Here is a 24,051-nt window from a genome sequence, read left to right on the forward strand (position 1 = left end):
CTCCTTCGTGGGTACGGCTCAAGAGTACGGTGAGAAGGTGTTGAGGAAAAAGCAGAAATAACGGAACGTCAGCTTCGGAAAAACCGAAGCTTCACTCGTAGCTGCGAATGCGATCACGCGTGCGCCGCGCTCAGCACCTTTTGCGTCAAAGGATGATGCCGCCCGCGCCGCGACATGATTGCGTGGATTTCCTCCTTGACGTCGGGCGAGCGGCCGAGCCAGCGCAAGCCGCGATGCATGGGATCGTTGCGCTCCGCGCCGAACGCCGCGAGCGGAAACACGCCCATGCCGCGCGATGCGAACAGCGCCATCAACGCGCTGTCTTCGAACTCGCCCGCGACGCGTGGCCGGATGCCTTCGGCTTCGAACCAGCGGTCGAGACGCGAGCGCAGCGACGAGTGTCCCGTCGGCAGCAAGACCGGCAGCGATGCGAGGCATTGCGGGAAGTGATCAATATGCGTTTTGCGGACCATGGCGGCCGGTCCGTACCAGTCGATCGGCGAAGCGATCAGACGCTCGCTGGATAGACGCAGATTCGAGTTGTGCGGCGCGGGCTGGCTGGACAGCACGAGATCCAGATGGTGATGCGCCAGTTCCGCCAGCAGATCTTCTGCTTCGCCTTCGTGACAGAGCAGCCGCAGCGACGGCGTGTCCAGCACGCCGGCAAGAATTGCATGGACGGCGAGCTTCGAAATGCCATCCGTCAAGCCGACCGCGAAGCGCGCGACCGTTCCGCTCGCCGCTTCGCGCACTTCGTCGTGCAACGTGCGTCCGATCTGGAAGATCTCTTCCGCGCGCGCGTACGCCGCCTGTCCCGCTTCCGTCATCGCGACGCCGCGCCCTGCGGGCTTCAGTAGTTGATGTCCGAGCGATTTTTCCAGTTCGCGCACCTGCGCGCTGATGGTTTGCACCGCCATGTCGAGCCGCTCGGCGGCCCGCGCAAACCCGCCTTCCTTCACGACGACCCAGAAATAGTGCAAGTGCCGGTAGTTGAGCATATTGGACTCACTTCGAAAAAACCGAACCAACTATCAGCTTATCACTGGTTTTTCCGATTGCGGAGTCAGGCGATCATGCTTTCCACAGGCTGTGACCCAGTAATCAGCCGTTTTCATCTCAACCGGATAACGACGCTCGCAAATGGAATCCTTACTGACCCTGGCCGCCGATCCCGCTGCATGGGCGGCACTCGTGACGCTCGTCGTGATGGAGATCGTGCTCGGCATCGACAACCTGATCTTCATTTCGATTCTGAGCAACAAGCTCCCCGAAGCGCAACGTGCGCGCACGCAGCGCATCGGCATCATGCTGGCGCTGGTGATGCGGCTCGGCCTGCTGGGCACCGTCGCGTGGATTGCGCAGCTCACCCAGCCGGTGTTTTCCGTGTTCGATCACGCGTTTTCGTGGCGCGACCTGATTCTGCTCGCGGGCGGACTGTTCCTCGTGTGGAAGGCCACGCGTGAAATGCACCATCACGTGAGCCACGACACCGACACGGCAACGAACCCCGCGACGGGCGTCGGCGGCCTGACGGTGACGGCTGCGATTGGCCAGATCCTGTTGCTCGACCTCGTGTTTTCGGTCGACAGCATCATTACGGCGGTCGGCATGACGGATCACCTGCCCATCATGTTCATTGCGGTGATCGCAGCCGTCACGGCGATGTTGTTCGCGGCTCGCCCGCTGTCGAAGTTCATCGAGCGCAATCCGACCATCGTCACGCTTGCGTTGAGCTTCCTGCTGGTGATCGCGATGACGCTGATTGCAGAAGGTTTTGGTTCGCACGTGCCGAAGGGCTACATCTACGCGGCCATGGCGTTCGCGGGCTTCGTCGAAGGCATGAACATGCTGACGCGGCGCAGAAAGGAGAAGCGCGAGCAGAAGGCGGCAGCGCTGGAAGCGGAGCGTGAAATCAACCCGGAAAAGACGCAGACGAACGGTTCGGCTTACTCGAACTGAACGATGTGGACTGACAGAAGTATCGGGGCGGTTGAGCGCCGCCCCGAACGGCAGCACCAAGGTATGAACGTTACGAAAGGAGCAACGCAATGAAGTGCCCCGTTTGCAAGACCCCCGATCTGCTGATGACCGAACGTCAGAGCATCGAGATCGACTATTGCCCGACGTGCCGTGGCGTATGGCTCGATCGCGGCGAACTGGACAAGTTGCTGACCCAGATGCAGGACGCGCCCGAACCGGACAACAGAAGCAATCAGGTCGAGCGCGACACGCGCTACGGCGACCGCGATGGCCGTCACGAACAGGAGTGGGGCCGACGCAACGATTCCTACCACGGCGATCATCGCAAGCACTACGATCCGCGCCGCAAGAAGAAATCGCTGTTCGATATGTTCGATTTCGATTGACCCGCCTCCTGAGCGCGCGCCGCGCGGGCCACAGCCAACAGGCCTGGTCCCGTGCGGATGCGCCGCGATCCAGACCCCGGTCGGACGCTTTATAGTATTACTATAATTCGAAGCGATCCGATCGCACCTCGTCATCGCACCGCGTCATCGAGCGGCCCGCGACACCCAAATCCGTTTTTTCATATCTGCCTAAAACGTGGGACAGCGGGGCATCGACGCGAAGAACTCATCGCGAATCGCCTTATGCCCGTCGGCACGAACGTCGGGAAAACGCTAATCGAAAGCGCGCGACACCAAACATATAGTTTGGCTATAAGAAAAAGTCAGACGCACGACATGCGACCCGCCGATGCTTCGGTGGCATGCGCCGCGCACAGGATGTTCGCCACGAGCGCGCATCCGCGCCGGAAGCCGTCCGGACTGGGATTTCCAGATTGACTGTCAGTTGCAGGTTTGCAGCAAGAGTTGGCGCAAAACGTTCGTCGTGCGTCATGGCTGTCGTCGCACACGAAAAAGCAGCGCCTGGAAAACAACCACATCGGAGACAACACATGAAAGTCGCCACGCGTCTGATCGCCGGCATGCTCGTTGGAGCGGCGCTCACCGTTGCCGCGAGCGCCAGCTTCGCCGGGGATAAACAGATCACCTTGGGTTTCTCGCAGGTCGGCGCCGAAAGCGCATGGCGCACTGCGAATACCGTGTCCGTGAAAACGTCGGCAAAGGATGCCGGCATCAACCTGAAGTTCTCGGATGCACAGCAGAAGCAGGAGAACCAGATCAAGGCGATCCGCTCGTTCATCGCGCAGAAAGTGGACGTGATCGCTTTCTCGCCTGTGGTCGAGTCCGGCTGGGAACCTGTCCTGACGGAAGCGAAAAACGCGAAGATTCCCGTCATTCTCACCGACCGTTCGGTCGACGTGAAAGACAAGTCACTCTATGTGACGATGATCGGCTCGGACTTCCTCGAAGAGGGCCGTCGCGCGGGTAAATGGCTCGAAGAGCGCTACAAGGACGATAAAGGCCCGATCAACATTGCCGAACTGCAAGGTACGGTCGGCTCTGCGCCCGCGAACGACCGGCATGCTGGCCTGATCGAAGTGATCAAGAACGATCCCAAGTTCAAGATCATCGCGTCGCAAAGCGGCGACTTCACGCTCGCAGGCGGCAAGCAGGTGATGGAAGCGTTCGCCAAGACCTACGGCAAGCAGATCAACGTGGTCTACGCGCATAACGACGACATGGCGCTCGGCGCGATCCAGGCCATGGAAGAAGCAGGCATCAAGCCCGGCAAGGACGTGACCGTGGTGTCGTTCGACGCGACCAAGGGCGGCTTCGAAGCGATGATCGCGGGCAAGATCAATGTCGACGTCGAATGCAGCCCGCTGCTCGGGCCGCAGTTGATGACGGCCGTGAAGGACGTGGTCGCGGGCAAGCAGTTGCCCAAGCGCATCGTGACCAACGAGACCGTGTTCCCGATGAGCGTCGCCGCGCAGATTCTGCCGCAGCGCAAGTACTGAGCGGCCGAATCGCTGCCTGGATCCGGCGCGCCTCGCAACGAGGCGTGCCGGATTTCCATAACGTCATCGCATCACGCTGCTTGTGACACATATGGCCGCACAACCGCTATTCGAAACCATCGGCATCAGCAAGACGTTTCCCGGCGTGAAGGCGTTGTCGGGCGTCGACTTCCGGCTTTTCCCCGGCGAAATCCATTCGCTGATGGGCCAGAACGGCGCGGGCAAATCCACGCTCATCAACGTGCTCACGGGCGTACACGAGCAGGACGCGGGCGAAATCCGCCTCGCGGGCGAAACCGTGCGTTTCGCGACGCCGCTCGAAGCCGAAGCCGCGGGCATCCAGACGTTGTACCAGGAAATCAATCTCTGCCCGAATCTCTCAGTGGCGGAGAACATCTTCGCGGGCCGGCAGCCGAAGCGGCACGGCGCGATCGACTGGAAGGCGATCCATTCGCGCGCGCATGAGGCGCTTGCCGAACTGAACGTGTCGCTCGACGTCACGAAGTCGCTCGATGCGTATCCGATCGCCGTGCAGCAGATGGTGGCGATTGCGCGCGCGATGTCGGTCAAGGCACGCGTGCTGATTCTCGACGAGCCGACGTCGAGTCTCGATGACGGCGAAGTGGCGCGACTATTCGACGTGCTGCGCAATATCCGGCAGGCGGGCATTGCGATCCTGTTCGTTACGCACTTTCTCGAACAGACGTACGCGATTTCCGATCGCATCACCGTGATGCGCAACGGCGAGCGCGAGGGTGAATATCTCGCGAAAGATCTGCCCGTCGAACAGCTGGTCGCGAAGATGGTCGGCCATAACCGCATGACGGAGCGCCTCAAAGGCGGCGCGCCCGATACGCCGCAGCAGCGCGCGGGTACGGCGCCGTTCCTGTCGATGCAAGGCGTCGCGCGGCGCGGCGTGATGAATCCCATCGATCTCGATGTGCAGCCGGGCCAGATACTCGGTCTCGCGGGATTGCTCGGTTCGGGGCGCACCGAAACGGCGCGGCTGGTGTTCGGCGTCGACAAGGCGGACGCGGGCACGATGAGCGTCGACGGCAAGAACGTGAAGCTCAGCTCGCCGCACGACGCGGTACGCCACGGCATCGGCTATTGCCCGGAAGACCGCAAGAAGGAGGGCATCGTCGCCGCGCTGTCGATCCGCGAAAACATCATCCTCGCACTGCAGGCGCGGCGCGGCTGGCTGCGCGTGATAGGTCGCAAGAAGCAGCGCGAAATCGCCGACACGTATATCGAGCGGCTCGGCATCAAGGCGCACGACGCCGAGCAGCCAATCGGCCTGCTGTCGGGCGGCAATCAGCAGAAGGTCGTGCTGGCACGCTGGCTCGCCACCGAACCAAAAATGCTGATCCTCGACGAACCGACGCGCGGCATCGACGTCGCCGCGAAGTTCGAGATCATGGATCGCGTGCTCGCGCTCTGCGCGAAGGGCCTCGCCATCCTCTTCATTTCGTCCGAAGTGGGCGAGGTGGTGCGCGTGAGTCATCGCATCGCGGTGCTGCGCGACCGTCGCAAGATTGCCGACGTGACGGGCAGCGCGGTATCGGAAGACCAGGTCTACCGGCTGATCGCAGGGGGAAGCGAATGAAGCAGATTCAGACGGTGCTCAGGCATCAGCTGGTGTGGCCCGCATTGACGCTGATCGCGCTGTTCGCCATCGACGTCGCGCACCGCGCGAACTTCCTGTCGATTGCGCTGCTCGACGGACATCTGTTCGGCGCGCCCATCGACATTCTCAATCGCGCCGCGCCACTCGTGATCGTGTCGCTCGGCATGACGCTCGTGATCGCGACACGCGGCATCGACATCTCCGTCGGCGCGATCGTTGCGATTGCGGGCGCGGCCGCCGCCGTCGTACTCGCCGACGATCCGACGCGCATCGGCACCGCGCTCGGCGCGGCGCTCGCCGTCGGCGTGCTGGCGGGCATCTGGAACGGCATGCTGGTCGCCTTCGTCGGCATGCAGCCGATCATTGCCACGCTGATCCTGATGGTGGCAGGGCGCGGCGTCGCGCAACTGCTGACGGGCGGACAGATCATCCCGATCGGCGCGAAGGGCTATCTGGTGTTCGGCGGCGGCTATCTGGCGACGGTGCCTTGCTCGGTGTGGATCGCGCTCGGCGTGACGGTGGCAACTGCATTGCTCGTCAATCGCACGGCGCTCGGGCTTTTCATTCGCGCGATCGGCGTCAATCCGGTGGCGACACGGCTAGTCGGTTTGCGCTCGGGCGCGATCGTGTTCAGCGTGTATGTGTTCTCGGGCTTGACGGCGGCCATCGCCGGGATTCTGGCCAGTTCGAACGTGCGCAGCGCGGACGGCAACAACGCGGGCCTGCTGCTCGAACTCGACGCGATTCTGGCCGTGACGCTCGGCGGCACGTCGCTGCTCGGCGGACGGTTCAGCCTCGCGGGCACCGTGCTCGGCGCGCTCATCATCCAGACGCTCACGTACACCACGTACTCGATCGGCGTGCCGCCCGAAGCGACGCTCGTCGTGAAGGCCATCGTCGTGCTGTTCGTCAGCGTGATCCAGTCGAGCGTCGCGCGCGCGATGCTCGTGCGTCAGTTGCTGCGCGCATTTGCATTCGCGAAGACGAAACCGCTTACGGGGACGCCCCAATGAACACTATGCTCGGCCGGTTGCTCGATCCGCGCACGCTGCCCATCGTCGTCACCGTCGTGCTGTTCGCGGTGCTGTTCGGCTTCGGCTCGGTGATGTACACGGGCTTCTTCTCGCTGCAGGTGCTGCTCGGACTGCTCGTCGACAACGCGTTTCTGCTGATCGTCGCGATCGGCATGACCTTCGTGATCGTGTCGGGCGGCATCGATCTGTCCGTCGGCTCCGTGGTCGCGCTGACGACGATCCTCTGCGCGATCGGCGCCGAGCGCCTGCACTGGCCCGTGTGGGTCATCGCGCCGCTCGTGCTCGCGTTCGGCGCGCTGTACGGCGCGGCGATGGGCGCGCTGATCCACTTTTTCCGTTTGCAGCCGTTCATCGTCACGCTGGCGGGCATGTTCCTCGCGCGCGGCGCGTGCTTTTTGATCACTACGCAGTCGATCACGATCAATGAATCGACCTTTCACGCGATGGCGGGCTTCAGCGTGCCGATCGGCGGCGGCTCGCTGACCTCGGGCGCGCTGATCGCGCTGCTGACGCTGGCCGTAGCGATCTTCGTTGCGCATTTCACGCGCTTTGGACGCAACGTCTATGCGCTCGGCGGCAACGAGCGCTCGGCGCTGCTGATGGGCTTGCCCGTCGCGCGTACCCGCATCGGCGTGTATGCACTGAGCGGCTTTTGCTCGGCGCTCGGCGGTTTCGTGTTCACGCTGTACGTGCTGTCGGGCTATGGCTTGCAGGCGCAGGGCATGGAACTCGACGCGATTGCCGCGACCGTGATCGGCGGCACGCTGCTGACGGGCGGCGTCGGCTATGTGATCGGCTCGGTGTTCGGCGTGGGCATTCTGGGTACGATCCAGACGCTGATTACCTTCGACGGCACGCTCAGTTCATGGTGGACGCGCATCGTGATCGGCGCGCTGCTTTGCGCGTTCTGCCTGCTGCAACGGATCATCGAGCGGCATGCGGCGCGGCGCAAATCGGACGGCACGGGGCTGGGCGCAAATGTCACGAAGACCACTGCCGACAAGTCCGCGCCAACGCACGGCACGAGCACGATCGATCTGGCAAAGATGAATCCGACGACGTTGAAGCAGTCGTGAGCGCTGCTGTTTTATCGGGCTAACGGGATCGCTGCGTCTTCGTTCTGCACGCGCGCCTGGCGCCGCGCCGCGCCCGGCGTCACGCCGACGATCCGCTTGAACGCGCGGCTGAACGCGGCATCGGAGTCGTAGCCGAGGCGCAGCGCAAGCTCCAGCAGCGACGCATCCGTTTCCTGCAATTGCGTGAGTGCTGCCTGCATTTTCCAGCGCACCGCATAGCGCATTGCCGGTTCACCGACCAGTTGCGTGAAGCGCGCGGAAAACGCCGAGCGCGACATGCCGACGCTGTCGGCCAGTGCCGCCACTGTCCAGTTGCTCGACGGGTCGCGATGAATCATCGCGATTGCGCGGCCGATCTGCCGGTCGCGCAACGCGCCGAGCCAGCCCGTCTGCGCGGCGGGCGCGTGGGCGATCCACGCGCGCACGGCCTGAATCACGAGGATATCCGCGAGCCGCGTGATGACCGTTTCGCCGCCCGCGTTCAACTGCTGCGCTTCGGCTGCGATGAAGCGCAACGTGCTCTGTATCCATTCCATTTCGGGCGACTGCCACGTGTCGACGCGGATCAGCTTCGGCAGCATTCCGATCAGCCGTTGCGCGGCGGGGTGATCGAAGCGCACGAGCGCGCAGATCATCGTTGTCGGCGCGCCGCCTTCGCCATGACGAAGAAGCTCGTAGCGGTTGCTGACGGCTTCGCGCGGCAGATCGAACAGTTTGCCGGCGGGGACGCCCGCTGCGCTCATCAGCCGATGCCCCGCACCATGCGGCACGAGCGCGAGATCGCCGGGGCGCAATACGCAGTGCTCCGCGCCATCCACTTCGAGCAGGCATTCGCCCGAGGTCACCACATGAAACATCATCGAGCGCTCGAACGGCGGCAATTCGAGCGCCCAGGGCGCGGTGAACTCCGAGCGGCAATAGAAGGTGCCCGTCATGCGCAGAAAGTGCAGCGCTTCGCCGAGCGGATCTCCGGATTCGGGCAGTTCGTTCATGCAGGCAGTCTAGACGGCAGATGAGATTCGTCCAAGTGTCTGGACGAATGATCAAGAATGACGGATGTCGGATCATTGTCCGTCCAGAAGCGCGTCGTTATTCTGGATTCACGGTCGCCACACGATGCGGCCTTCGAACGGAGATGATCCATGAAAGCAGACGCGATTCTCGTGCTTGGCAGCACGGGCAAGACAGGCCGCCGCGTGGCGGAACGGCTCACGGCGCGCGGCGCCGACGTACGGCACGGATCGCGCGCCGGCACGCCGCCTTTCGACTGGATGGATCGCGCGACGTGGGCGCCGTCCCTGAAAGGTGTGAAGGCCGTCTATATCAGTTACTTCCCGGACCTCGCCGTCGAAGGCGCCGCCGACGATATCCAGGCCTTCACCCATCTCGCCGTGCAAAGCGGCGTGCGCCGCCTCGTGCTGCTGTCGGGGCGCGGCGAGACGGAAGCACAACGCTGTGAAGCTATCGTGCGTGAGTCAGGTGTCGAATGGACGTTGCTGCGCGCAAGCTGGTTCGCGCAGAACTTCAGCGAGGCACATTTCCTGGAGCCGATCCTCGCGGGCGAGCTGGCGCTGCCCGTCGGCGACATCGGCGAGCCGTTCGTCGATGCCGACGATATCGCTGACGTAGCCGCCGCCGCGCTCACCGACGACGGCCACGCAGGCCGGCTCTACGAGTTGACGGGCCCACGCCTGTGGACCTTTGCCGACGCCGTTGCACAGATCGCCAGCGCCACCGGGCGGCCGATCCGCTTCACGCGCGTGACGATGCCCGAATACGTCGCGGCGCTCGACGCGGCGCAACTGCCGCCCGATGTGATCGGCCTGATCCGCTATCTGTTCACCGAAGTGCTCGACGGGCGCAATGCATCCGTGCAGGACGGCGTGCTTCGCGCGCTCGGGCGGCGACCACGCGAGTTCGGCGACTATGTGCGCGCGACGGCAGCGACGGGCGTCTGGACGCCCGGTGTCGAAGACAGCGCGCCCAGCTTCTGATTGAGCCAGTACGCGTACGACACCTCGATGTTTTCCTGAAGCGCGATCAGGTTGGTGGTCTGATCGATCAGCAGTTGCCCGATCTGCGCGACCAGGTTGAACTCCTGCTCGACCAGTTTCGTCACCGTGTTGGCGCCGCGTATCTCGGCGCGCTCGCGGTTCCATGCGGCCCAGCCTTGCATCCACGTCTGCTGTTGCAGCGTCAGACGCTCGACGACGGCCTGCTGCATCTGGAACAGTTCGCCCCAGGTGTGCAGGTCCATGCCGAAGGCGAGCAGGCGCGCGGTGTCGATGCTGCTGGTCGCCGAACGGGCGGCCCAGCCGCCGAACAGCACGGGCATCTTCAACGTGTCCTGGACGGCGGCGGCGCGCGCGGCGGGCGCGGTTTTCTGCACCGCTTCTGCGGCATTCACGGCGGCGGTTGCGACAGCCGTTGCTCTCGATGCAGCCGTTTGCTCCGCAGGCGCGGGCAGGATGGTCATTTCGTTCATGGCAGGCTCGTCAGGTAAGAGGAAGGGTCAGCCGCCAAGCCGGCTCAGCATGCCGTGCAGCGCCTTGATCTGGATCGCGTCGCGCGAATAGTAGTCGGGCTGTTCGGGGTCGTCGCTCGTGTAGCCCCACCAGTCCCAGCAGCCGTCCGGGTTTTGCAGTCCGCCGCCGTCCGCGCCCGTCGCCTGCGGGTACAGCACGATGATGTCGTTGCTGTCAGCGAGTTCGTTGTAGCCCGTCGTCGTGATGTAGCGATTGCCGTAGGGCGCCTGGTTCGTCACGTCGGCGCGTCCGTAGACGTAGTTCACGTAGCTGTATCCCTGCTTGCAGCCATGCAGCACGACGTGCACGCGCGCTGGCGCACCTTCTTCGACCGCGCGCGGCACGTACGCATAGCCGAACTCGCCCATGCTCGCGCGCGCTTCGCCGCCGAAGAACTCGGTCTGATCGAAGCGCAGCAGGCGGCCGGTCGTCTGTTGCGCGGGCGCTTTCAGGCCGTCGTAGATGTGGTGAAGAATTCGATGCGACTGCATGAAACCGCCTTGATTGATATAGGGCGGCTGGTTCGTGTCGAGCAATGAATCTTCGGGATTGTCCGTGACGATCGAATGGCCGGCGGGCACCGTGTCGTCGAACAGGATGTCGTCGGATGCGACGCCGAGTAGTTCGTAGAAACGATGCGTGCACTTCACGACCTCGGAATACACGACGGTATCGCGCGAGCCCGTGAACAGATAGACGCGGTCGCCCTTGAGATTCGACAACGGATCGATGGCACCCGCCTGCGCAGTGTCGTGCGCGAGCTGCGCGAGACGCGGCGCGCTCGGTCCCGTCTGCGGCGTGAGCGGGCTCATGCAAATGTACTCGGCGCTTTGAACATAGGCGTCCTCGGCTAGCGGCGCCGCGCCGCGGAACGATTCGGAGCAGCGAAACGGTCCGCCTGCAATCACGCCGACACCCGCAAAGCTCGCCGAATGCGCGAGATGCAGTTGCACGGTCATGAATGCGCCTGAAGACAAACCGGAAATGGAGCTCTCGCCCTTCTTGACGTTGTAGTTGCGCAGTTGAACGATATCGTTCGACATTGAATAGTCCCCCGTACGAATAGCGCAGCCGCGATGATGCTCATCGCAACCGGTCAGATGTGTGACACGCAGAAGCCGCTTTATCGACCGCTCGATGCGGTACTTCGAAATCGAAGTTCTATTGGTATAGGCGACGTTGCGCAGTGCAGCAAGCGCTTTTTTATGAAGATTGCGCGACCCGTTTTGGCTTGGTCTCGCGGCATAACAACCCATGCAGCGTGCATGCGATCGCGACGCGTTGCGCATCGCGCTTTCGCACCTGCGGTCACGACTTACTGAGCAGCGACCGGCTTGTTCAACGCATCCTTCATGCGGCTGGCGGTCGTGTTACGGCGCTGCTCCTCGCGTCCCCTGCGTCCGTTAGCCGCGTGAGGCTCAAAGCGCTCACGCAGCGGATTTTTCATGCGGTATGCTGATTCTCGACCAACGATGTTTTGACCCGTTCGTCACTTCCCGGAGGTAGCGGCAATGGGCTTGCTGAGCCGGCTGTTCCATCGCGATCAGGCAGCCGTGCCGCCGATGGCCGCTGCGCGTATCGACGAGGCGATCGGGCGCATTCTCGCGATTCATCCGCGCATCGCCGTCGCGAGCCGTTATCGGCATCGTCTCCAACAACCTGTCGCCGTGACCCTTCAGTATGCAGACGGGCTGATGGCGTCGCTGCCCGCCACGCTCGATGCAAGCGCCGACACGTGGGCGGGCAATCCGAGCCTGCGCGCATTCTTCGCAACCCCCGACGATATCGCCGATACCTTCGGCCGCTCGCAAGAGGTTCGGGCGTTCTTCGACTCGAATCCCGGCGCCGTCGATGTACACGGCACGCTCGGCATGGCGTTGACCGAGCGGCACGTGCTGGGCGTCGCACTGGACGGCGACACGCTGCATCACGACGTCGCGCAAACCACGCTGAGCTTCAGCGACCATCGCGTGAGAGTCTGCGGGCGCACGGAAACGTCGCTTCGCGAAGAGATCGAGCGCAGACTGGTCGATCAGCTGGCGCTCGAAGGACTGTCGTTGCTGGCGGCCACGCGCGCCGCGCGGCTCGCGCGTGGCCGCGAGCTGATGCAGGAGCGTGTGGCGCTGCTGCATCGCGGCGGTACGGGCTTGGCCTCCGTCGCGGGCGGCGTCACTGTCGAAGCGAGCGAACTCGCGCATGTGCAGACGCAGATCGCGCAGAACGCCGAAAGCCTCGCCGCGCTCAGAGTGCCGACCGATATCATCGAACACGAACTCGAAGGCGTTTGCGAGGTGTTCCGCAAGCCGGCGGATTACGTCTACATCAAAAACCGGCATATCCGCATCGATATGATGAACGTGGTTCAGGAAGGCGAGGCGAAAGGCGGCAGCGATATCGAGTTTCACTTCGTGCGCGTTCCCGGTGTCCCGCCGCAGATGCGCGCCTTTGCGCTGGTTCGCTTTCGGCGCTCCGATCTGCCGCCGGGTGGGTTGCAGATCGACGCCGCCATGCGCGCGCTTTAAGATCGAAAGACTGTCGCAGTCCGTGGCAGTCTTCAACGGTCTTTAGCGAAGCGGAGGAATCGAATGATGAAGAGCTATCTGGTTTCATTGGCCGCAGCCGCATGCGTTTCCGCTTCTCTGGCGCCGTTGCAACAGGCTGTCGCGCAACCGTCCGCCTTGAAGCCGATGCAGGACGCGCAACGCAAGGCCGAGCAAAAGGCCCGCGAAGCAAAGAAGGAAGACGAGCAGGCGCAGGCCCAAGACGAAGCGCAAAAACAGCAAGGCGCGAAGCCGGCATCATCGCCTTGATGCGCGACGTTTCAGTTTTCAACGTGATCGCCCCTCGGCGTTGTGTATTTCGTGTCGTTCAGTCGCTTGCGGAAAGCCGACAACAGGCGCGGAAAGTCATAGACTGTTTGTATATACCGAACTGCTTTTGCAGCACCCGCAGGCGCTGTCGCCGGATTTTTCAACCTTGTGCGCTTTGTTCGATGGGCGGACTTTCGATGAGGAGAACGTCGTTATGGCTGAGCTTTGGGTTGCCAATATCGAAGACAACACGACCGACGAGGAAATCAAAACGTTCCTGTGTCACTACGGGTTTCCGCCGTTCGATGCGATCCGTCGTGTCGAAGGAACGGGCGAACGTCCTGCCGTCGTGCTCGAGTTCAATGACGTCGGCGCACATGTGTTGCAGAGTCTGCAACCGCGCGTTCATAACATGTTCTGGAAAAGCCGCACGCTGACGGTGCAGGTCGTACCCACGCGGGACGAGTCCTGAAGCCGCTCCGGTCCATGTGGGCATGGGCCGGCTGCCGAACCGACACCACGTTCACAGGAGACGAGCGATGCCTGAATTGAAGAACGAAAAGAACAGCGTACGCAGCGGACAGTCGAATGGCGTGCGTGAACACACGAAAGCGCCGGAACAGATGAAGAACAAGGAGTATGAAAAAGAACTCAAGTTGCTTCATATCGAACTGGTAAAGCTGCAGGAATGGGTCGTGCAAACGGGCGCGAAGGTCTGCGTAATCTTCGAAGGACGCGATGGCGCAGGCAAGGGCGGCACGATCAAGGCAATCACGGAACGCGTCAGTCCACGCATATTTCGGGTCGTCGCGCTGCCGGCGCCGACCGACCGCGAGAAATCGCAGATGTACATCCAGCGCTATCTTCCACATCTGCCCGCTGCGGGAGAGATCATTCTCTTCGACAGAAGCTGGTATAACCGCGCGGGCGTCGAACGGGTGATGGGATTCTGCACGGACGAGCAGGTGCAGAATTTTTTCAAGGCCGTCCCGCTGATCGAGCACGCGATCATTCAGTCGGGCATCATTTTCCTGAAGTACTGGCTCGAAGTCAGCGAGGACGAGCAGACACGCCGTCTCGAAGCGCGCATTACCGACGAACGGAAGATCTGGAAACTGTCGCCGATGGATCTGCTGTCGTACAGCCGCTGGTATGACTACTCGCGCGCGCGGGACGACATGTTCGCGGCGACCGATACCGAGCAGGCGCCGTGGCACGTGGTGCGCTCGGACGACAAGAAACGCGCGCGTCTGAACCTGATCACGCATCTGCTCGACAGCATTCCATACAAGACGATGCCGCGCCCGAAGATCAAGCTGCCAAAGCGGAAAAAGGCGGAGGGATATCGCCCGACCGACCGGCCAATCCGTTATGTGCGGGAGAAGTTCTAAAGGCTATTCGGGCATCGCGTAACGCACGCATCCGTCGCGCGCGAGAGCCATTGGTTCTCGCGCGGTTTTATTTCGCGTCGTCGGCTTTGCCGCGCAGCAGCGCTTCGGGATGCCGCTGCAAATAATCCGACAGCGCGCGGAACGATGCGGCCGTGCGCGCAAGCTCGCGAACCGCGTCGCTCGTGTCCTGCTGCAACGCTGAATCCGGTTGCAGCGCGCTGTTCGCGGAATCGAGCGTCGCCTGCGCGGCGGACAGCGCGCCCTTCGCCTGCGGCACCACCTGCGTGTTGAGATTGCGCATCAGCTGCGCGGTGCTGGCGAGCGTCTGCTGCGCGTTCTTGCCGATCTGTTCGAGCGGCAAGCTGTCGAAGCGCGCCACGATCCGGTTGAGCGACTCCTGCAGCGATTGCAGGCCGCTCGGCGTGGTCGGCAGTTCGGGCGGCGTGCGGCTCCAGTCGATAGAGGCTTTCGGCGCGCTCGGGAAGAAGTCGAGCGCGATATACAACTGGCCCGTGATCAGGCTGCCCGTCTTGAGTTGACCGCGCAAACCACGTTCGACGAGGAAATTGGCCAGCGCTTTCGGGTCGTCCCCGAGACGGCCGCCTCTCGGCTCCGACACATAACGCGACGTGAAGCGCTCCGGATAGAGCTTGACCTCCACGGGAATGCTGATCTGCCTCGTGGCGGGATCGAAGCGCGTGTAGATCGCCGATACCTCGCCGACCGTGATGCCGCGAAAATCGACGGGCGCGCCGACCACGAGGCCGCGCACCGAACCCTGGAAATTGAACACATAGGTCTCGACGATCCGGTCGTGCTGCTTCATCGCGTCGGCGCGTGTTGGGAAGAGCGGGAACAACGCTTTCACGGCCGCTTCAGGGCGGTCCAGCGACGCGGTCGGCGTTTCGAACGCAAGGCCGCCGACGAGGATCGACACCACCGACTGCGTATTGATCTGCACACCTTCCGTGCCGAGCGTCACATCGATGCCGCCCGCCTGCCAGAAACGTGAATCGCTGTTCACGTAGCGGTCGTACGGGGCGTTGATGAACACGTGCAACGTGACGCCGCCGCCGTCCTTGTCGAGATCGAACGACGTCACCTGTCCGACCTGCAGGCGCCTGAAATAGATAGGGGTGCCGACATCGACTGAACCCAGGTCGGCCGCTTTCAGCACGAACTCGCGGCCCGGCACGTCGCTCGCGAACACGGGCGGCACTTCGAGCCCTGAATAATCGCGCCGCGCCTGTTTCGCATGGCCGATATCCATGCCGATGAACGCGCCCGACAGCAACGTGCTGATACCCGATACGGTGCCGCCCGCGATGCGCGGCCGCACGACCCAGAAGCGCGTGTCGTCGACGAGCATGTCGGTGGCGTCGCGCGTGAGTTCGGCCGTGGCGACGACGGTCTTATAGTCCTTCGACAGCGCGACTTTCTTCACGACGCCGATGTCGACGTCCTTGAACTTGATCTTGGTCTTGCCCGCTTCGAGTCCTTCGCCCGTCCTGAAGCTGATCGTGATGGTCGGCCCTTGCGACAGCACCGCCTGCACCGCGAGCCAGATGCCGACCAGCACGGCCACCACAGGCACGATCCAGATCCACTGGATGCGCCAGCGCTTGCGCGGCACGGCGACGGCCTCAGGTAGTTCGGGCGGGCGGCTCATGATGATCGCCTCATGTTGCAATCGAACCGTTTGAAGGGGAAGGCGATGTCGCTCATTTCGCGCTCTGCGCGGCCGCATCGCCGCTGTGTTGCGCGGCCTGGGTGGTCATGCTGTCGGCCGTGATGACCCAGCCGCCGCCCATCGCCTTGTACAGGTTCACATACGACACCAGCACGCCCGCCTGGGTCTGTGTCTGGTTCAGCTGCGCGTTGAAGAGACTGCGTTCGGCGTCGAGCACCTCGATATAGCTGGTGTAGCCGCCTTCGTACCGCAGCCGCGCGAGATGCGCATAGGTCGCCAGCGCCTCCACCTGCCGCTCCTGCACGTCGAACTGTTCACGCAGCTTCTGCGATGAGATCAGCGCATCGTCGACTTCCTGGAACGCGACCTGGATCGCCTTGCGGTACGAGTACAGCGCCTGCTGCTGCACCGCCTCGGCCTGCTTCACCTGTCCGACGATCGCGCCGCCCTCGAAGACCGGCTGCGCGATCGAGCCCGCAAACGACCATACGCGCGACGGCCCCGTGAAGAGCTTCGAGAACTGCCCGCTTTGGGTGCCCAGCAGCCCCGTCAGCGAGATCTGCGGGAAGTACAGCGCCTTGGCCGCGCCGATCTGCGCATTCGCCGCAACCAGATCCTGCTCCGCCTGACGCAGATCGGGACGGCGTTCGAGCAGATCCGACGGCAGCCCGGCGGGCACGGCAGGTGCCGCCAGTTCAGCGAGCGCACGCCCGCGCAGGATGTCGCCCGGATTGCGCCCGAGCAGCACCGACAGCGCGTCTTCCTGCTGCGCGATCTGCGCCTCGATCTGCGGAATCACCGCGCGCGACGCCTCGTACTCGGACTGGCTCTGCGCCAGTTCCATCTGCGAGACTTCGCCGCCCTTGAAGCGCAGCTCGAACACGTGCACGGATTCGGCGCGGCTGGCCGTGGTGGCCTTCGCGATCTCCAGCTGCCGGTCGAGACTGCGCAGGTTGATATACGACGACGCCACGGCCGACACCAGTGTCAGCACCGTGCCGCGCTTCGCTTCTTCCGTCGACAGCAGGCTCGCGCGCGCCGATTCCGTGAGCCGCCGGTTGCGGCCGAACAGGTCGATGTCCCACGAGGCCGACAGCGCCAGCTGGTAGGTATTGAACACGGGGTTCTGCACATTCGCGAGCAGCGGTGACGACGACGTCGAGATGCGCTGGCGCTCGGCATCGAAGCCCGCGCCGACCTGCGGAAACAGTGCCGCGCGCGTCGTCACGAACTGGCCGAGAAACTGGTCGACGCGCGCGGCGGCGACCTTCACGTCGTTGTTGTTCGCCAGCGCAGTGGTGATCAGTTCATCGAGCACGGGGTCGCTGAACTGCTTCCACCATTCGGTGTTGGCGATGTCGGCCGCGTAGTTGTCGGGGAAACGGTACGTCGCGGGCACGTCGAGCGGCGGGCGCGAGTAGTTCGGCCCGAGCAGGCAGCCGCTCAGGGCAAGAACGCATGGCACGCAGAGAACGAGGGCGCGGCGCATGTCAGTCACCCTCGCGCGGTGCGGACGGGTTGGTGGTCGGGCCGCCGCCGACCTTGGGACCACCCGCGGACGGCGGCACTTTGGACGGCTCGCCAGACATGGGGCCCGTTCCCGAGCCCGGCGCAGAAGGCGGCACATCCCCCGCCTTCTTGGCTTTCTTCTTCTCCGAGCGCTCCGACATCGTCTCCAGCACATAGAAGAACATCGGAATGAAGAACACCGCAATCGCCGTCGCGCCCAGCATCCCGCCGATCACCCCCGTGCCGATCGAATGCCGGCTGTTGGCCGACGCCCCCGTCGCGATCGCGAGCGGCACGCAGCCCAGGATGAACGCCAGCGACGTCATCACGATCGGCCGCAGCCGCTCCTCGGCCGCCGTCATCGTCGCGTCGAACACCGACTTGCCCGACTCGCGGTTGAGCACCGCGAACTCGAAGATCAGGATCGCGTTCTTCGCCGCGAGCGCCACCAGCATCGTCAGACCAATCTGGAAGTACACGTCGTTGTTCAGCCCGCGCAGCAGGATCGCCAGCAGCGCGCCAAAGAGCGCGAACGGCACCGCCATCAGCACGCCGAACGGCAGGCTCCACTTCTCGTACTGCGCCGCGAGAATCAGGAACACCATGATCAGGCCGAACACGAACACCAGCCCCGAGGTGCCGCCCGACTGCTTCGCCTCGAACGCCTCGCCGCTCCACGCGACCCCGTACTCCGAGGGCATCTGCGCGCCCACCTCTTCGAGCGCGGTGATCACCTGGCCCGACGCGTAGCCGGGCGCCGCGTTCGCGGTGATCTTCACGGCCGGGAAGTTGTTGAAGCGCGTGATCAGGTCCGGGCCCGTCACGTAGTGCGAGGTCACCACGGATTTCAACGGCACCATGCTGCCGTTCGAGCTGCGCACGAAGATCTGCGCGAGGTCGTCGGGCTTTAACCGGTACGACGGCTCGGCCTGCAAAATCACCTGCCACAGCCGGCTCGAGCGGTTGAACTGCGACACGTACAGCGAGCCGAACATCGTCTGCATCGCGCTGTAGACGTCCTGCACGGGCACGCCGAGCGTCTCGGCCTTGTCGCGGTCCACGTCGACCAGCAGCTGCTGCGAGTTCGCGTTGAAGGTCGACGTAACGCCCGTCAGTTCGGGGCGCTGCTTGGCCTTCGCGACGAAGTCGTCCACCACGGCCGCAAACTGCGCGATCGTCGCATCGCCCTTGCTCTGGATCCACATCTCGGTGCCGCCTGTCGTGCCGAGGCCCGGAATCGACGGCGGATTGAGCGGCACGACGATGCCCTCGCGGATCTGCGAGAGCGTCTTGTATGCATCGACGAGCACCGCCCGCGCATTCTGCGTGCGGATATTGGCTGACGAATACCGCTCCTCGAAGCTCTTGAAGCCGACAAAGAACGTCGACGAGTTGTTCTTGTTCTGGCTGTCGAGAATGCTGAAGCCGTCCACCGTCGTGATGCTGCCCACGGCCGGCTGCTTCATGAAGTATTCGGACACGCGGTCCGACACCTGGCCGGTGCGGTCCAGCGACGCGGCATCGGGCATGATCACGGCGCCCAGCAGATAGCCCTGGTCCTCGGGCGGCAGGAACGCCGTCGGGATGTCGCGCATCATCAGCACGGCCAGCACGATCATGCCGACGAACAGCAGCAGCGCGATCACGAAGCGCTTGATGATCAGGCGCACCGCGCGCGTATAACCCGCCGTCATGCGCGCGAACTGGTTGTCGAACCAGCGGAAGAAGCCTTTCTTCTCGTGATGGCCGGGCTTGAGCAGCAGCGCCGCGAGCGCGGGCGAGAGCGTCAGCGCGACGATGCCCGAGATCACCACGGAAATCGCAATCGTGATGGCGAACTGCTTGTACATCTGCCCGGTGATGCCGCCCAGAAACGCCACGGGCACGAACACCGCGCACAGCACCAGCACGATGGCCACCACCGGGCCCGCCACCTCGTCCATCGCCTGCTTGGCGGCATCCTTCGGGGCGAGCTTGTGCACGGTCATGTTGCGCTCGACGTTCTCGATCACGACGATCGCATCGTCGACCACGATCCCGATGGCGAGCACCATGCCGAACAGCGTGAGCATGTTGATCGAGAAACCGAGCGCCTCCATCCCCATGAAGGTGCCGACGATCGACACGGGCACGGCCAGCACCGGGATCAGCGTGGCGCGCAGGCTCTGCAGGAACACGAACACGACGATCACCACCAGCACGACGGCCTCGAAGAACGTGTGCACGACGTCCGTGATCGAGGCGCGCGTGAACTCGGTGGTGTCCATCGCGATCTCGTAGTCGATGCCCTCGGGGAACGTCTTCTTCATCTCGGCGAGCGTGGCGCGCACCTGCTTCGAGACATCGAGCGCGTTGGCGCCCGGCTGCTGGTAGACGGCGAGCACGGTGGCGGGCTTGCCCTGGAAGCGGCTGCGGATCGAGTAGTCCTTCTGGCCGAGTTCGGCACGGCCGATGTCCTTCAGCCGCACGATCGCCGCGCCACCGCTCTGCGCGCGGATGATGATGTTCTCGAATTCGTCGGGCTCGGTCAGCCGTCCCGTGGTCGTGACCGCGAACGACTGTTCGACGGGAGCGCCCGTCGGCGACTGGCCTAACCGGCCGACGGCGAACTGCTGGTTCTGGTTGGCCACCGCGCGCTGCACGTCGGCGGCCGTGATGCCCAGCTGCGCCATGCGGTCGGGGCGCAGCCAGATGCGCATCGCGTAGTCGGGCGTGCCGAAGATGCTCGACTGGTTGGCGCCCGGAATGCGCTTGAGCGCATCGAGCACGTAGACGTTCGCGTAGTTGGCGATGTAGGTGGCGTCGTAGCGCTCGGAGGGCGAGTAGATCGCGATCACCATCATGAACGCCTGCGACTTCTTCTGCACCTGCACGCCCTGGTTGGTCACCGACTGCGGCAGTTGCGGCAGCGCGAGGTTCACGCGGTTCTGCACGTCGACCTGGGCGAGTTCGGGGTTGGTGCCGATCTGGAAGTAGGCGTTGATCGTCAGGTTACCCGTCGAGGAGCTCGACGAGCTCATGTAGATCATGTTGTCGGCGCCGTTGACCTGCTGCTCGATCGGCGCGGCGACGTTGTTGGCGACCACGTCGGCGCTGGCGCCCGGGTAGGTGGCGGAGATCGTGATCTGCGGCGGCGTGATGTCGGGATACTGCGCGGTGGGCAGCGCGAGCATGCACAGCGCGCCGCCCAGCGTGATGACGATCGAGATGACCGAGGCGAAGATCGGCCGGTCGATGCAGAAGTGGGAGATGTTCATCGGGTCGGGGTGCGCCGGATGGCGTCGCTCGTCATCGGGTCATCGGGTCGTCGGCTCATGGCTGACGCCGCCGCTGGCCGGGCGCGCCTGGGCCAGCGTGGCGGCGGGCGCAAACGCGGCGGCGGCGCTCGCCGCAGGCGGCGCGGAGGCGGGCGTGGCAGGCGTACCGGGTGCACCCGGCGTGCCGCCAGACGGCGCACTCACCACCTTGACCTGCGCATCCGACGACACGCGGATCGCACCATCGACCACCACGCGCTCGCCCGCCTTCAGCCCTTCGTTGACGAACCAGTCGTCGCCGTGCCAGTCGCCCACCTCGACCACCCGCTGATGCGGCTTCGAGTCCTGGTCGAGCACCCACACGAAGTGGCTCTTCGCGCCCTGCAGCACCGCGCGCTGCGGCACGAGGATCGCGTTGGGGCGCACCGCGCCCGACACCTTCGCGCGCACGAACTGCCCCGGGCGCAGCGTGCCCTTCGGATTGGCGAAGCTCGCGCGCACGAGGAAGGTGCCCGTGTCCTGGCTGAACGCGGGGTTCGTGAAGTCGATGCGGCCCTGCTGCGGATAGACCGAGCCATCGGCCTGGATGACCGTCACGTCGAACTGGTTGTCGGGCGGAAAGCGCAGCAGGCCCTTGGCGACCTGGTCGCGATAGCGCAGCAGTTCGTTCTCGGAGATGCTGAAGTTCACCCACATCGGATCGAGCTGGTAGACGTAGGTGAGCAGCCCCGACTGGTTCGGCGTCACGTAGCTGCCGTCCTGCACGCGCGCGAAGCTCGACAGCCCCTGCAGCGGCGAGCGGATCGTGCAGTAGCTCAGGTTCAGCTCGGCCGTGCGCACCTCGCCCTGCGCGGCGATCACGGCGGCTTCGGCCTGTTTCTCGTTGCCGGTGGCGTCGTCGAGGTCCTTCTTGCTCAAGGCGTTCTGCGCGGCCAGCGGGATCACGCGGGCGAGATTCTGCTTGGTGACGAGTAACCGCGCCTGCTGCTGCGCGAGCGCGCCCCTGGCGGACTGCAGCGCGGCCTCGAAGGGCTTCTTGTCCATCACGAACAGCACCTGGCCGTCCTTGACGAGTGAGCCCTCGGTGTACATGCGCCGCTCGAGGAAGCCGTCGACGCGCGCACGAATCTCGACTTCGCGCGAACTCTGCGTCTGCGCGGTGAACTCGAAATCGACAGGGGTTTCCTGCTGTCGCACCGTGACGACGGTGACTTCGACAGTCGGGCGTGGGGGTTCGGTGGGGGCTTTTTTGCAGGCGGTGAGCGATGCCAGTGCCAGCAGCGCGAGCGGCAGAAGCAGCCGCTTGCGCGCCGGAAGTTTTTTCACAGCAAGACTGCGGCAGTTCGCTAGCCGATACGACAAAGACGCCATGAGCGCCTCCCCATTCAAGCTACTACGTGCCATGCATCACGCGACAGCATGAACACACGCTCGCGCGCCGCGCGGACCGGCAGCCAGGTTCGAATTGTGTTGACGGGCCAAAACACTGCCAGTCGCTTTACAGCATCGAGGGTCTCGTTCGCGCCGTTCCCGCGTTAGCCGCCGGGCGGGCGGCAACGTCCAGACGAATACTCAGCTCCGCAACCTCGAACGGCATGTGTGCGCACGCGCGGCGGCCGAAAGCGCGGGCTTCACGCAGCGAGTATCTGGCAACGACCCGGCCCGCACCATTGGACTTTGGTCCAATACCGATCCCCGAAATCGTGCATTACGCTGCTCAGAACGCTGGACGCCTGATACGACACACACCACACATGCGCTCCGAACGTCCGTTCACGCTTCATCACGTGAACGGACCCTGGCGAACGAGAGGGCCAGGCGATGCCCAGGGATAACCCAGCGCTTCACCGCATCCAGAAGCCACCCGTCACGCCACGGCGCAGGTGGCTTTTCGCCGTTGGTGGCGTCGTCGCGCTAGCGGCGCTGGGCTGGGGACTGTATGCCGTCATCGAGCCGGCTTTCCAGACCCGCATCGTCATCACGACGGGCGCGGACAAGGGCATTTATCGCGGCTTTGCGGAGCGCTATGCGCCGATCCTCAAACGCGACGGCGTGACGCTCGATATCCGCAGTTCATCCGGTTCCGTCGAGAACTACGAGCGGCTCAAAGACTCCACGAGCGAATATCAGGTGGGCTTCGTTCAATCGGGCACCACCGTGCCGCAGGAAACCGATCGTCTGGAAACGATTGCCGCCGTTTCGTATGAACCGATCTGGGTTTTCTACCGTGACGCACAGACCATCAACCGCCTTGCGCAACTGCGCGGCAAACGGATCGGCATCGGCGTGCCGGGCAGCGGACTTCTGGAGGTGTCGCGGGTCTTGCTCGGCTACAGCGATATCACGCGTGACAACACCCAGCTGTTCGAAATGGATGCGTCGAAAGCCTGGCGCTGCCTCGAAGACGGCTGTCTCGATGCAGCGTTTTTCATCGGCAGGCCGGATGCGCCGATGCAGCAGATGTTGCTGAAAAGCGATTTGAAGCTGATGAGCTTCGCTCAGGCGGACGCGCTGGTGCAGAAATTCCCGTCGCTGAAGAAGGTGACGTTCCCGCGCGCCTCCACCAGCATCGTCGACGATCGCCCGCAAACGGACGTCACGCTGCTGGCCGCGACGGCGCTACTGGTCGCGAAGGACACGTTGCATCCCGCGCTCGTCTATCTGCTGCTCGACGCAGCCAGAACCGCGCATGCGGGCGAGGACTATTTCACGCCGCTCGGCACCTTCCCCAATCTGAATACCGAAGAATTCCCCGTCTCCAGCGAGAGCGAGCGTTACTTCAAATCGGGACGTCCGTTCCTGCAGCGCTACCTGCCGTTCTGGCTCGCGAGCTTCGTCGAACGGCGCCTGCTGATTCTCGTGCCGTTCATGGCCGTGCTGATCGGGCTGGTGCAGGCGCTGCCGCGGATCCTGGAGTCGCGCGTGAAGAAGCGCTTCGTGGTCTGGTATCGCGAACTCAAATCGCTGGAAGACGAAATCTGGAAGACCGCGCAGCCGTCCGCACACCAGCTCGCGCAATGGCACAACGAACTCGAGAGCATCGACGCGCAGGCGAGCCAGATACGCGTGCCGACGCGTTACCTGCACGACGTCTATGCGCTCAAGCAGGCGATCAGCGTGGTGCGGCACCGCATCTCGCGGGCGGCGGGATCGGACGGTTAGCGCGGGCAATCGTGCCGTGACTCAGCGGAGACAACGGGAGTTGGGCGAAGTCCCTTGCGCGCGGCATGCTCGACGTGCTGATCCGCG

The 24,051-nt window shown here is 63.9% G+C and carries 21 protein-coding genes; 12 read left to right on the top strand and 9 right to left on the bottom strand.

Annotated elements, in window-relative coordinates; all coding sequences use genetic code 11:
• Nucleotides 1–113: 113 nt before the first annotated feature.
• A complete protein-coding gene (locus tag PPGU16_RS18265; RefSeq protein WP_180724078.1) occupies nt 114–998 on the bottom strand; it encodes a LysR family transcriptional regulator in 885 nt (294 codons plus the stop codon).
• A gap of 142 nt (nt 999–1,140) precedes the next feature.
• Between PPGU16_RS18265 and PPGU16_RS18270 the strand changes: the two genes are divergently transcribed.
• The 6 genes from PPGU16_RS18270 (at nt 1,141) to yjfF (ending at nt 7,620) form a co-directional block, all read left to right on the top strand.
• Nucleotides 1,141–1,959 (top strand): TerC family protein, encoded by an 819-nt coding sequence (locus tag PPGU16_RS18270; protein WP_180724080.1) that lies wholly within the window; start codon nt 1,141–1,143, stop codon nt 1,957–1,959.
• Nucleotides 1,960–2,048: 89 nt separating this feature from the next.
• Nucleotides 2,049–2,366: a TFIIB-type zinc ribbon-containing protein gene (locus tag PPGU16_RS18275; protein WP_180724082.1), complete on the top strand. Its 318-nt coding sequence runs from the start codon at nt 2,049–2,051 to the stop codon at nt 2,364–2,366.
• A 551-nt stretch (nt 2,367–2,917) separates the two neighbouring features.
• Nucleotides 2,918–3,883, top strand: coding sequence for an ABC transporter substrate-binding protein (locus PPGU16_RS18280; RefSeq protein WP_180724084.1), 966 nt, complete (start codon nt 2,918–2,920; stop codon nt 3,881–3,883).
• A gap of 91 nt (nt 3,884–3,974) precedes the next feature.
• Entirely contained in the window at nt 3,975–5,489 is a 1,515-nt protein-coding gene (locus PPGU16_RS18285) for a sugar ABC transporter ATP-binding protein (protein WP_180724086.1), read from the top strand.
• Nucleotides 5,486–6,523 (top strand): ABC transporter permease, encoded by a 1,038-nt coding sequence (locus PPGU16_RS18290; RefSeq protein ID WP_180724088.1) that lies wholly within the window; start codon nt 5,486–5,488, stop codon nt 6,521–6,523. Before PPGU16_RS18285 ends, PPGU16_RS18290 begins: the two co-directional genes overlap by 4 nt.
• Nucleotides 6,520–7,620, top strand: coding sequence for a galactofuranose ABC transporter, permease protein YjfF (yjfF, locus tag PPGU16_RS18295; RefSeq protein WP_180724090.1), 1,101 nt, complete (start codon nt 6,520–6,522; stop codon nt 7,618–7,620). The genes PPGU16_RS18290 and yjfF overlap by 4 nt, the downstream gene beginning before the upstream one ends.
• 11 nt (nt 7,621–7,631) lie before the next feature.
• Here the strand turns inward: yjfF and PPGU16_RS18300 are convergent, their stop codons facing one another.
• Entirely contained in the window at nt 7,632–8,612 is a 981-nt protein-coding gene (locus PPGU16_RS18300) for an AraC family transcriptional regulator (protein WP_180724091.1), read from the bottom strand.
• A 150-nt stretch (nt 8,613–8,762) separates the two neighbouring features.
• Here PPGU16_RS18300 and PPGU16_RS18305 point away from each other — a divergent pair, with 150 nt between their 5' ends.
• Nucleotides 8,763–9,614: an NAD(P)H-binding protein gene (locus tag PPGU16_RS18305; protein ID WP_180724097.1), complete on the top strand. Its 852-nt coding sequence runs from the start codon at nt 8,763–8,765 to the stop codon at nt 9,612–9,614.
• Here PPGU16_RS18305 and PPGU16_RS18310 read toward each other — a convergent pair.
• From PPGU16_RS18310 to PPGU16_RS43090, 3 genes are all read right to left on the bottom strand, one after another.
• Nucleotides 9,545–10,105 carry a hypothetical protein gene (locus PPGU16_RS18310; protein ID WP_180724098.1) on the bottom strand — a complete coding sequence of 187 codons (561 nt, stop codon included), beginning with the start codon at nt 10,103–10,105 and terminating at the stop codon, nt 9,545–9,547. The genes PPGU16_RS18305 and PPGU16_RS18310 overlap by 70 nt on opposite strands.
• 27 nt (nt 10,106–10,132) lie before the next feature.
• Entirely contained in the window at nt 10,133–11,188 is a 1,056-nt protein-coding gene (locus PPGU16_RS18315; RefSeq protein WP_180724099.1) for an extracellular catalytic domain type 2 short-chain-length polyhydroxyalkanoate depolymerase, read from the bottom strand.
• 272 nt (nt 11,189–11,460) lie between these two features.
• Entirely contained in the window at nt 11,461–11,592 is a 132-nt protein-coding gene (locus PPGU16_RS43090) for a hypothetical protein (RefSeq protein WP_274599988.1), read from the bottom strand.
• A gap of 64 nt (nt 11,593–11,656) precedes the next feature.
• Between PPGU16_RS43090 and PPGU16_RS18320 the strand changes: the two genes are divergently transcribed.
• The 4 genes from PPGU16_RS18320 (at nt 11,657) to ppk2 (ending at nt 14,346) form a co-directional block, all read left to right on the top strand.
• Nucleotides 11,657–12,667, top strand: coding sequence for a hypothetical protein (locus PPGU16_RS18320; protein WP_180724100.1), 1,011 nt, complete (start codon nt 11,657–11,659; stop codon nt 12,665–12,667).
• A gap of 63 nt (nt 12,668–12,730) precedes the next feature.
• Nucleotides 12,731–12,955 carry a hypothetical protein gene (locus PPGU16_RS18325; protein WP_180724101.1) on the top strand — a complete coding sequence of 75 codons (225 nt, stop codon included), beginning with the start codon at nt 12,731–12,733 and terminating at the stop codon, nt 12,953–12,955.
• Between the two features lie 214 nt (nt 12,956–13,169).
• The gene (locus PPGU16_RS18330) at nt 13,170–13,427 is read left to right on the top strand and encodes an RNA-binding protein (protein ID WP_180724103.1); all 258 of its coding nucleotides are present in this window, start codon (nt 13,170–13,172) and stop codon (nt 13,425–13,427) included.
• 67 nt (nt 13,428–13,494) lie between these two features.
• Complete coding sequence (gene ppk2 / locus PPGU16_RS18335; protein ID WP_180724104.1) at nt 13,495–14,346, top strand: polyphosphate kinase 2; 852 nt, start codon at nt 13,495–13,497, stop codon at nt 14,344–14,346.
• 67 nt (nt 14,347–14,413) lie between these two features.
• On the opposite strand, the gene PPGU16_RS18340 is transcribed toward ppk2, so the two are convergent.
• Genes PPGU16_RS18340 through PPGU16_RS18355 form a run of 4 tightly spaced genes read right to left on the bottom strand, consistent with a single transcriptional unit; the run spans nt 14,414 to nt 22,173 of the window.
• Nucleotides 14,414–16,015: a PqiB family protein gene (locus PPGU16_RS18340; RefSeq protein ID WP_180724105.1), complete on the bottom strand. Its 1,602-nt coding sequence runs from the start codon at nt 16,013–16,015 to the stop codon at nt 14,414–14,416.
• 52 nt (nt 16,016–16,067) lie between these two features.
• Nucleotides 16,068–17,525: an efflux transporter outer membrane subunit gene (locus PPGU16_RS18345; RefSeq protein WP_180721743.1), complete on the bottom strand. Its 1,458-nt coding sequence runs from the start codon at nt 17,523–17,525 to the stop codon at nt 16,068–16,070.
• 1 nt (nt 17,526) lies between these two features.
• A complete protein-coding gene (locus PPGU16_RS18350) occupies nt 17,527–20,802 on the bottom strand; it encodes an efflux RND transporter permease subunit (RefSeq protein ID WP_180721742.1) in 3,276 nt (1,091 codons plus the stop codon).
• Between the two features lie 39 nt (nt 20,803–20,841).
• The gene (locus PPGU16_RS18355) at nt 20,842–22,173 is read right to left on the bottom strand and encodes an efflux RND transporter periplasmic adaptor subunit (protein WP_180724106.1); all 1,332 of its coding nucleotides are present in this window, start codon (nt 22,171–22,173) and stop codon (nt 20,842–20,844) included.
• A 450-nt stretch (nt 22,174–22,623) separates the two neighbouring features.
• Here PPGU16_RS18355 and PPGU16_RS18360 point away from each other — a divergent pair, with 450 nt between their 5' ends.
• Nucleotides 22,624–23,964 (top strand): TAXI family TRAP transporter solute-binding subunit, encoded by a 1,341-nt coding sequence (locus PPGU16_RS18360; RefSeq protein WP_180724107.1) that lies wholly within the window; start codon nt 22,624–22,626, stop codon nt 23,962–23,964.
• Nucleotides 23,965–24,051 lie beyond the last annotated feature (87 nt).

This window comes from Paraburkholderia largidicola (genome assembly GCF_013426895.1).
GTDB classification, from domain to species: domain Bacteria; phylum Pseudomonadota; class Gammaproteobacteria; order Burkholderiales; family Burkholderiaceae; genus Paraburkholderia; species Paraburkholderia largidicola.

Coding starts and splice junctions, on each gene's coding strand:
- PPGU16_RS18265 (WP_180724078.1), bottom strand. CDS start 998: ATGCTCAACTACCGGCACTTGCACTATTTCTGGGTCGTCGTGAAGGAA.
- PPGU16_RS18270 (WP_180724080.1), top strand. CDS start 1,141: ATGGAATCCTTACTGACCCTGGCCGCCGATCCCGCTGCATGGGCGGCA.
- PPGU16_RS18275 (WP_180724082.1), top strand. CDS start 2,049: ATGAAGTGCCCCGTTTGCAAGACCCCCGATCTGCTGATGACCGAACGT.
- PPGU16_RS18280 (WP_180724084.1), top strand. CDS start 2,918: ATGAAAGTCGCCACGCGTCTGATCGCCGGCATGCTCGTTGGAGCGGCG.
- PPGU16_RS18285 (WP_180724086.1), top strand. CDS start 3,975: ATGGCCGCACAACCGCTATTCGAAACCATCGGCATCAGCAAGACGTTT.
- PPGU16_RS18290 (WP_180724088.1), top strand. CDS start 5,486: ATGAAGCAGATTCAGACGGTGCTCAGGCATCAGCTGGTGTGGCCCGCA.
- yjfF (WP_180724090.1), top strand. CDS start 6,520: ATGAACACTATGCTCGGCCGGTTGCTCGATCCGCGCACGCTGCCCATC.
- PPGU16_RS18300 (WP_180724091.1), bottom strand. CDS start 8,612: ATGAACGAACTGCCCGAATCCGGAGATCCGCTCGGCGAAGCGCTGCAC.
- PPGU16_RS18305 (WP_180724097.1), top strand. CDS start 8,763: ATGAAAGCAGACGCGATTCTCGTGCTTGGCAGCACGGGCAAGACAGGC.
- PPGU16_RS18310 (WP_180724098.1), bottom strand. CDS start 10,105: ATGAACGAAATGACCATCCTGCCCGCGCCTGCGGAGCAAACGGCTGCA.
- PPGU16_RS18315 (WP_180724099.1), bottom strand. CDS start 11,188: ATGTCGAACGATATCGTTCAACTGCGCAACTACAACGTCAAGAAGGGC.
- PPGU16_RS43090 (WP_274599988.1), bottom strand. CDS start 11,592: ATGAAAAATCCGCTGCGTGAGCGCTTTGAGCCTCACGCGGCTAACGGA.
- PPGU16_RS18320 (WP_180724100.1), top strand. CDS start 11,657: ATGGGCTTGCTGAGCCGGCTGTTCCATCGCGATCAGGCAGCCGTGCCG.
- PPGU16_RS18325 (WP_180724101.1), top strand. CDS start 12,731: ATGATGAAGAGCTATCTGGTTTCATTGGCCGCAGCCGCATGCGTTTCC.
- PPGU16_RS18330 (WP_180724103.1), top strand. CDS start 13,170: ATGGCTGAGCTTTGGGTTGCCAATATCGAAGACAACACGACCGACGAG.
- ppk2 (WP_180724104.1), top strand. CDS start 13,495: ATGCCTGAATTGAAGAACGAAAAGAACAGCGTACGCAGCGGACAGTCG.
- PPGU16_RS18340 (WP_180724105.1), bottom strand. CDS start 16,015: ATGAGCCGCCCGCCCGAACTACCTGAGGCCGTCGCCGTGCCGCGCAAG.
- PPGU16_RS18345 (WP_180721743.1), bottom strand. CDS start 17,525: ATGCGCCGCGCCCTCGTTCTCTGCGTGCCATGCGTTCTTGCCCTGAGC.
- PPGU16_RS18350 (WP_180721742.1), bottom strand. CDS start 20,802: ATGAACATCTCCCACTTCTGCATCGACCGGCCGATCTTCGCCTCGGTC.
- PPGU16_RS18355 (WP_180724106.1), bottom strand. CDS start 22,173: ATGGCGTCTTTGTCGTATCGGCTAGCGAACTGCCGCAGTCTTGCTGTG.
- PPGU16_RS18360 (WP_180724107.1), top strand. CDS start 22,624: ATGCCCAGGGATAACCCAGCGCTTCACCGCATCCAGAAGCCACCCGTC.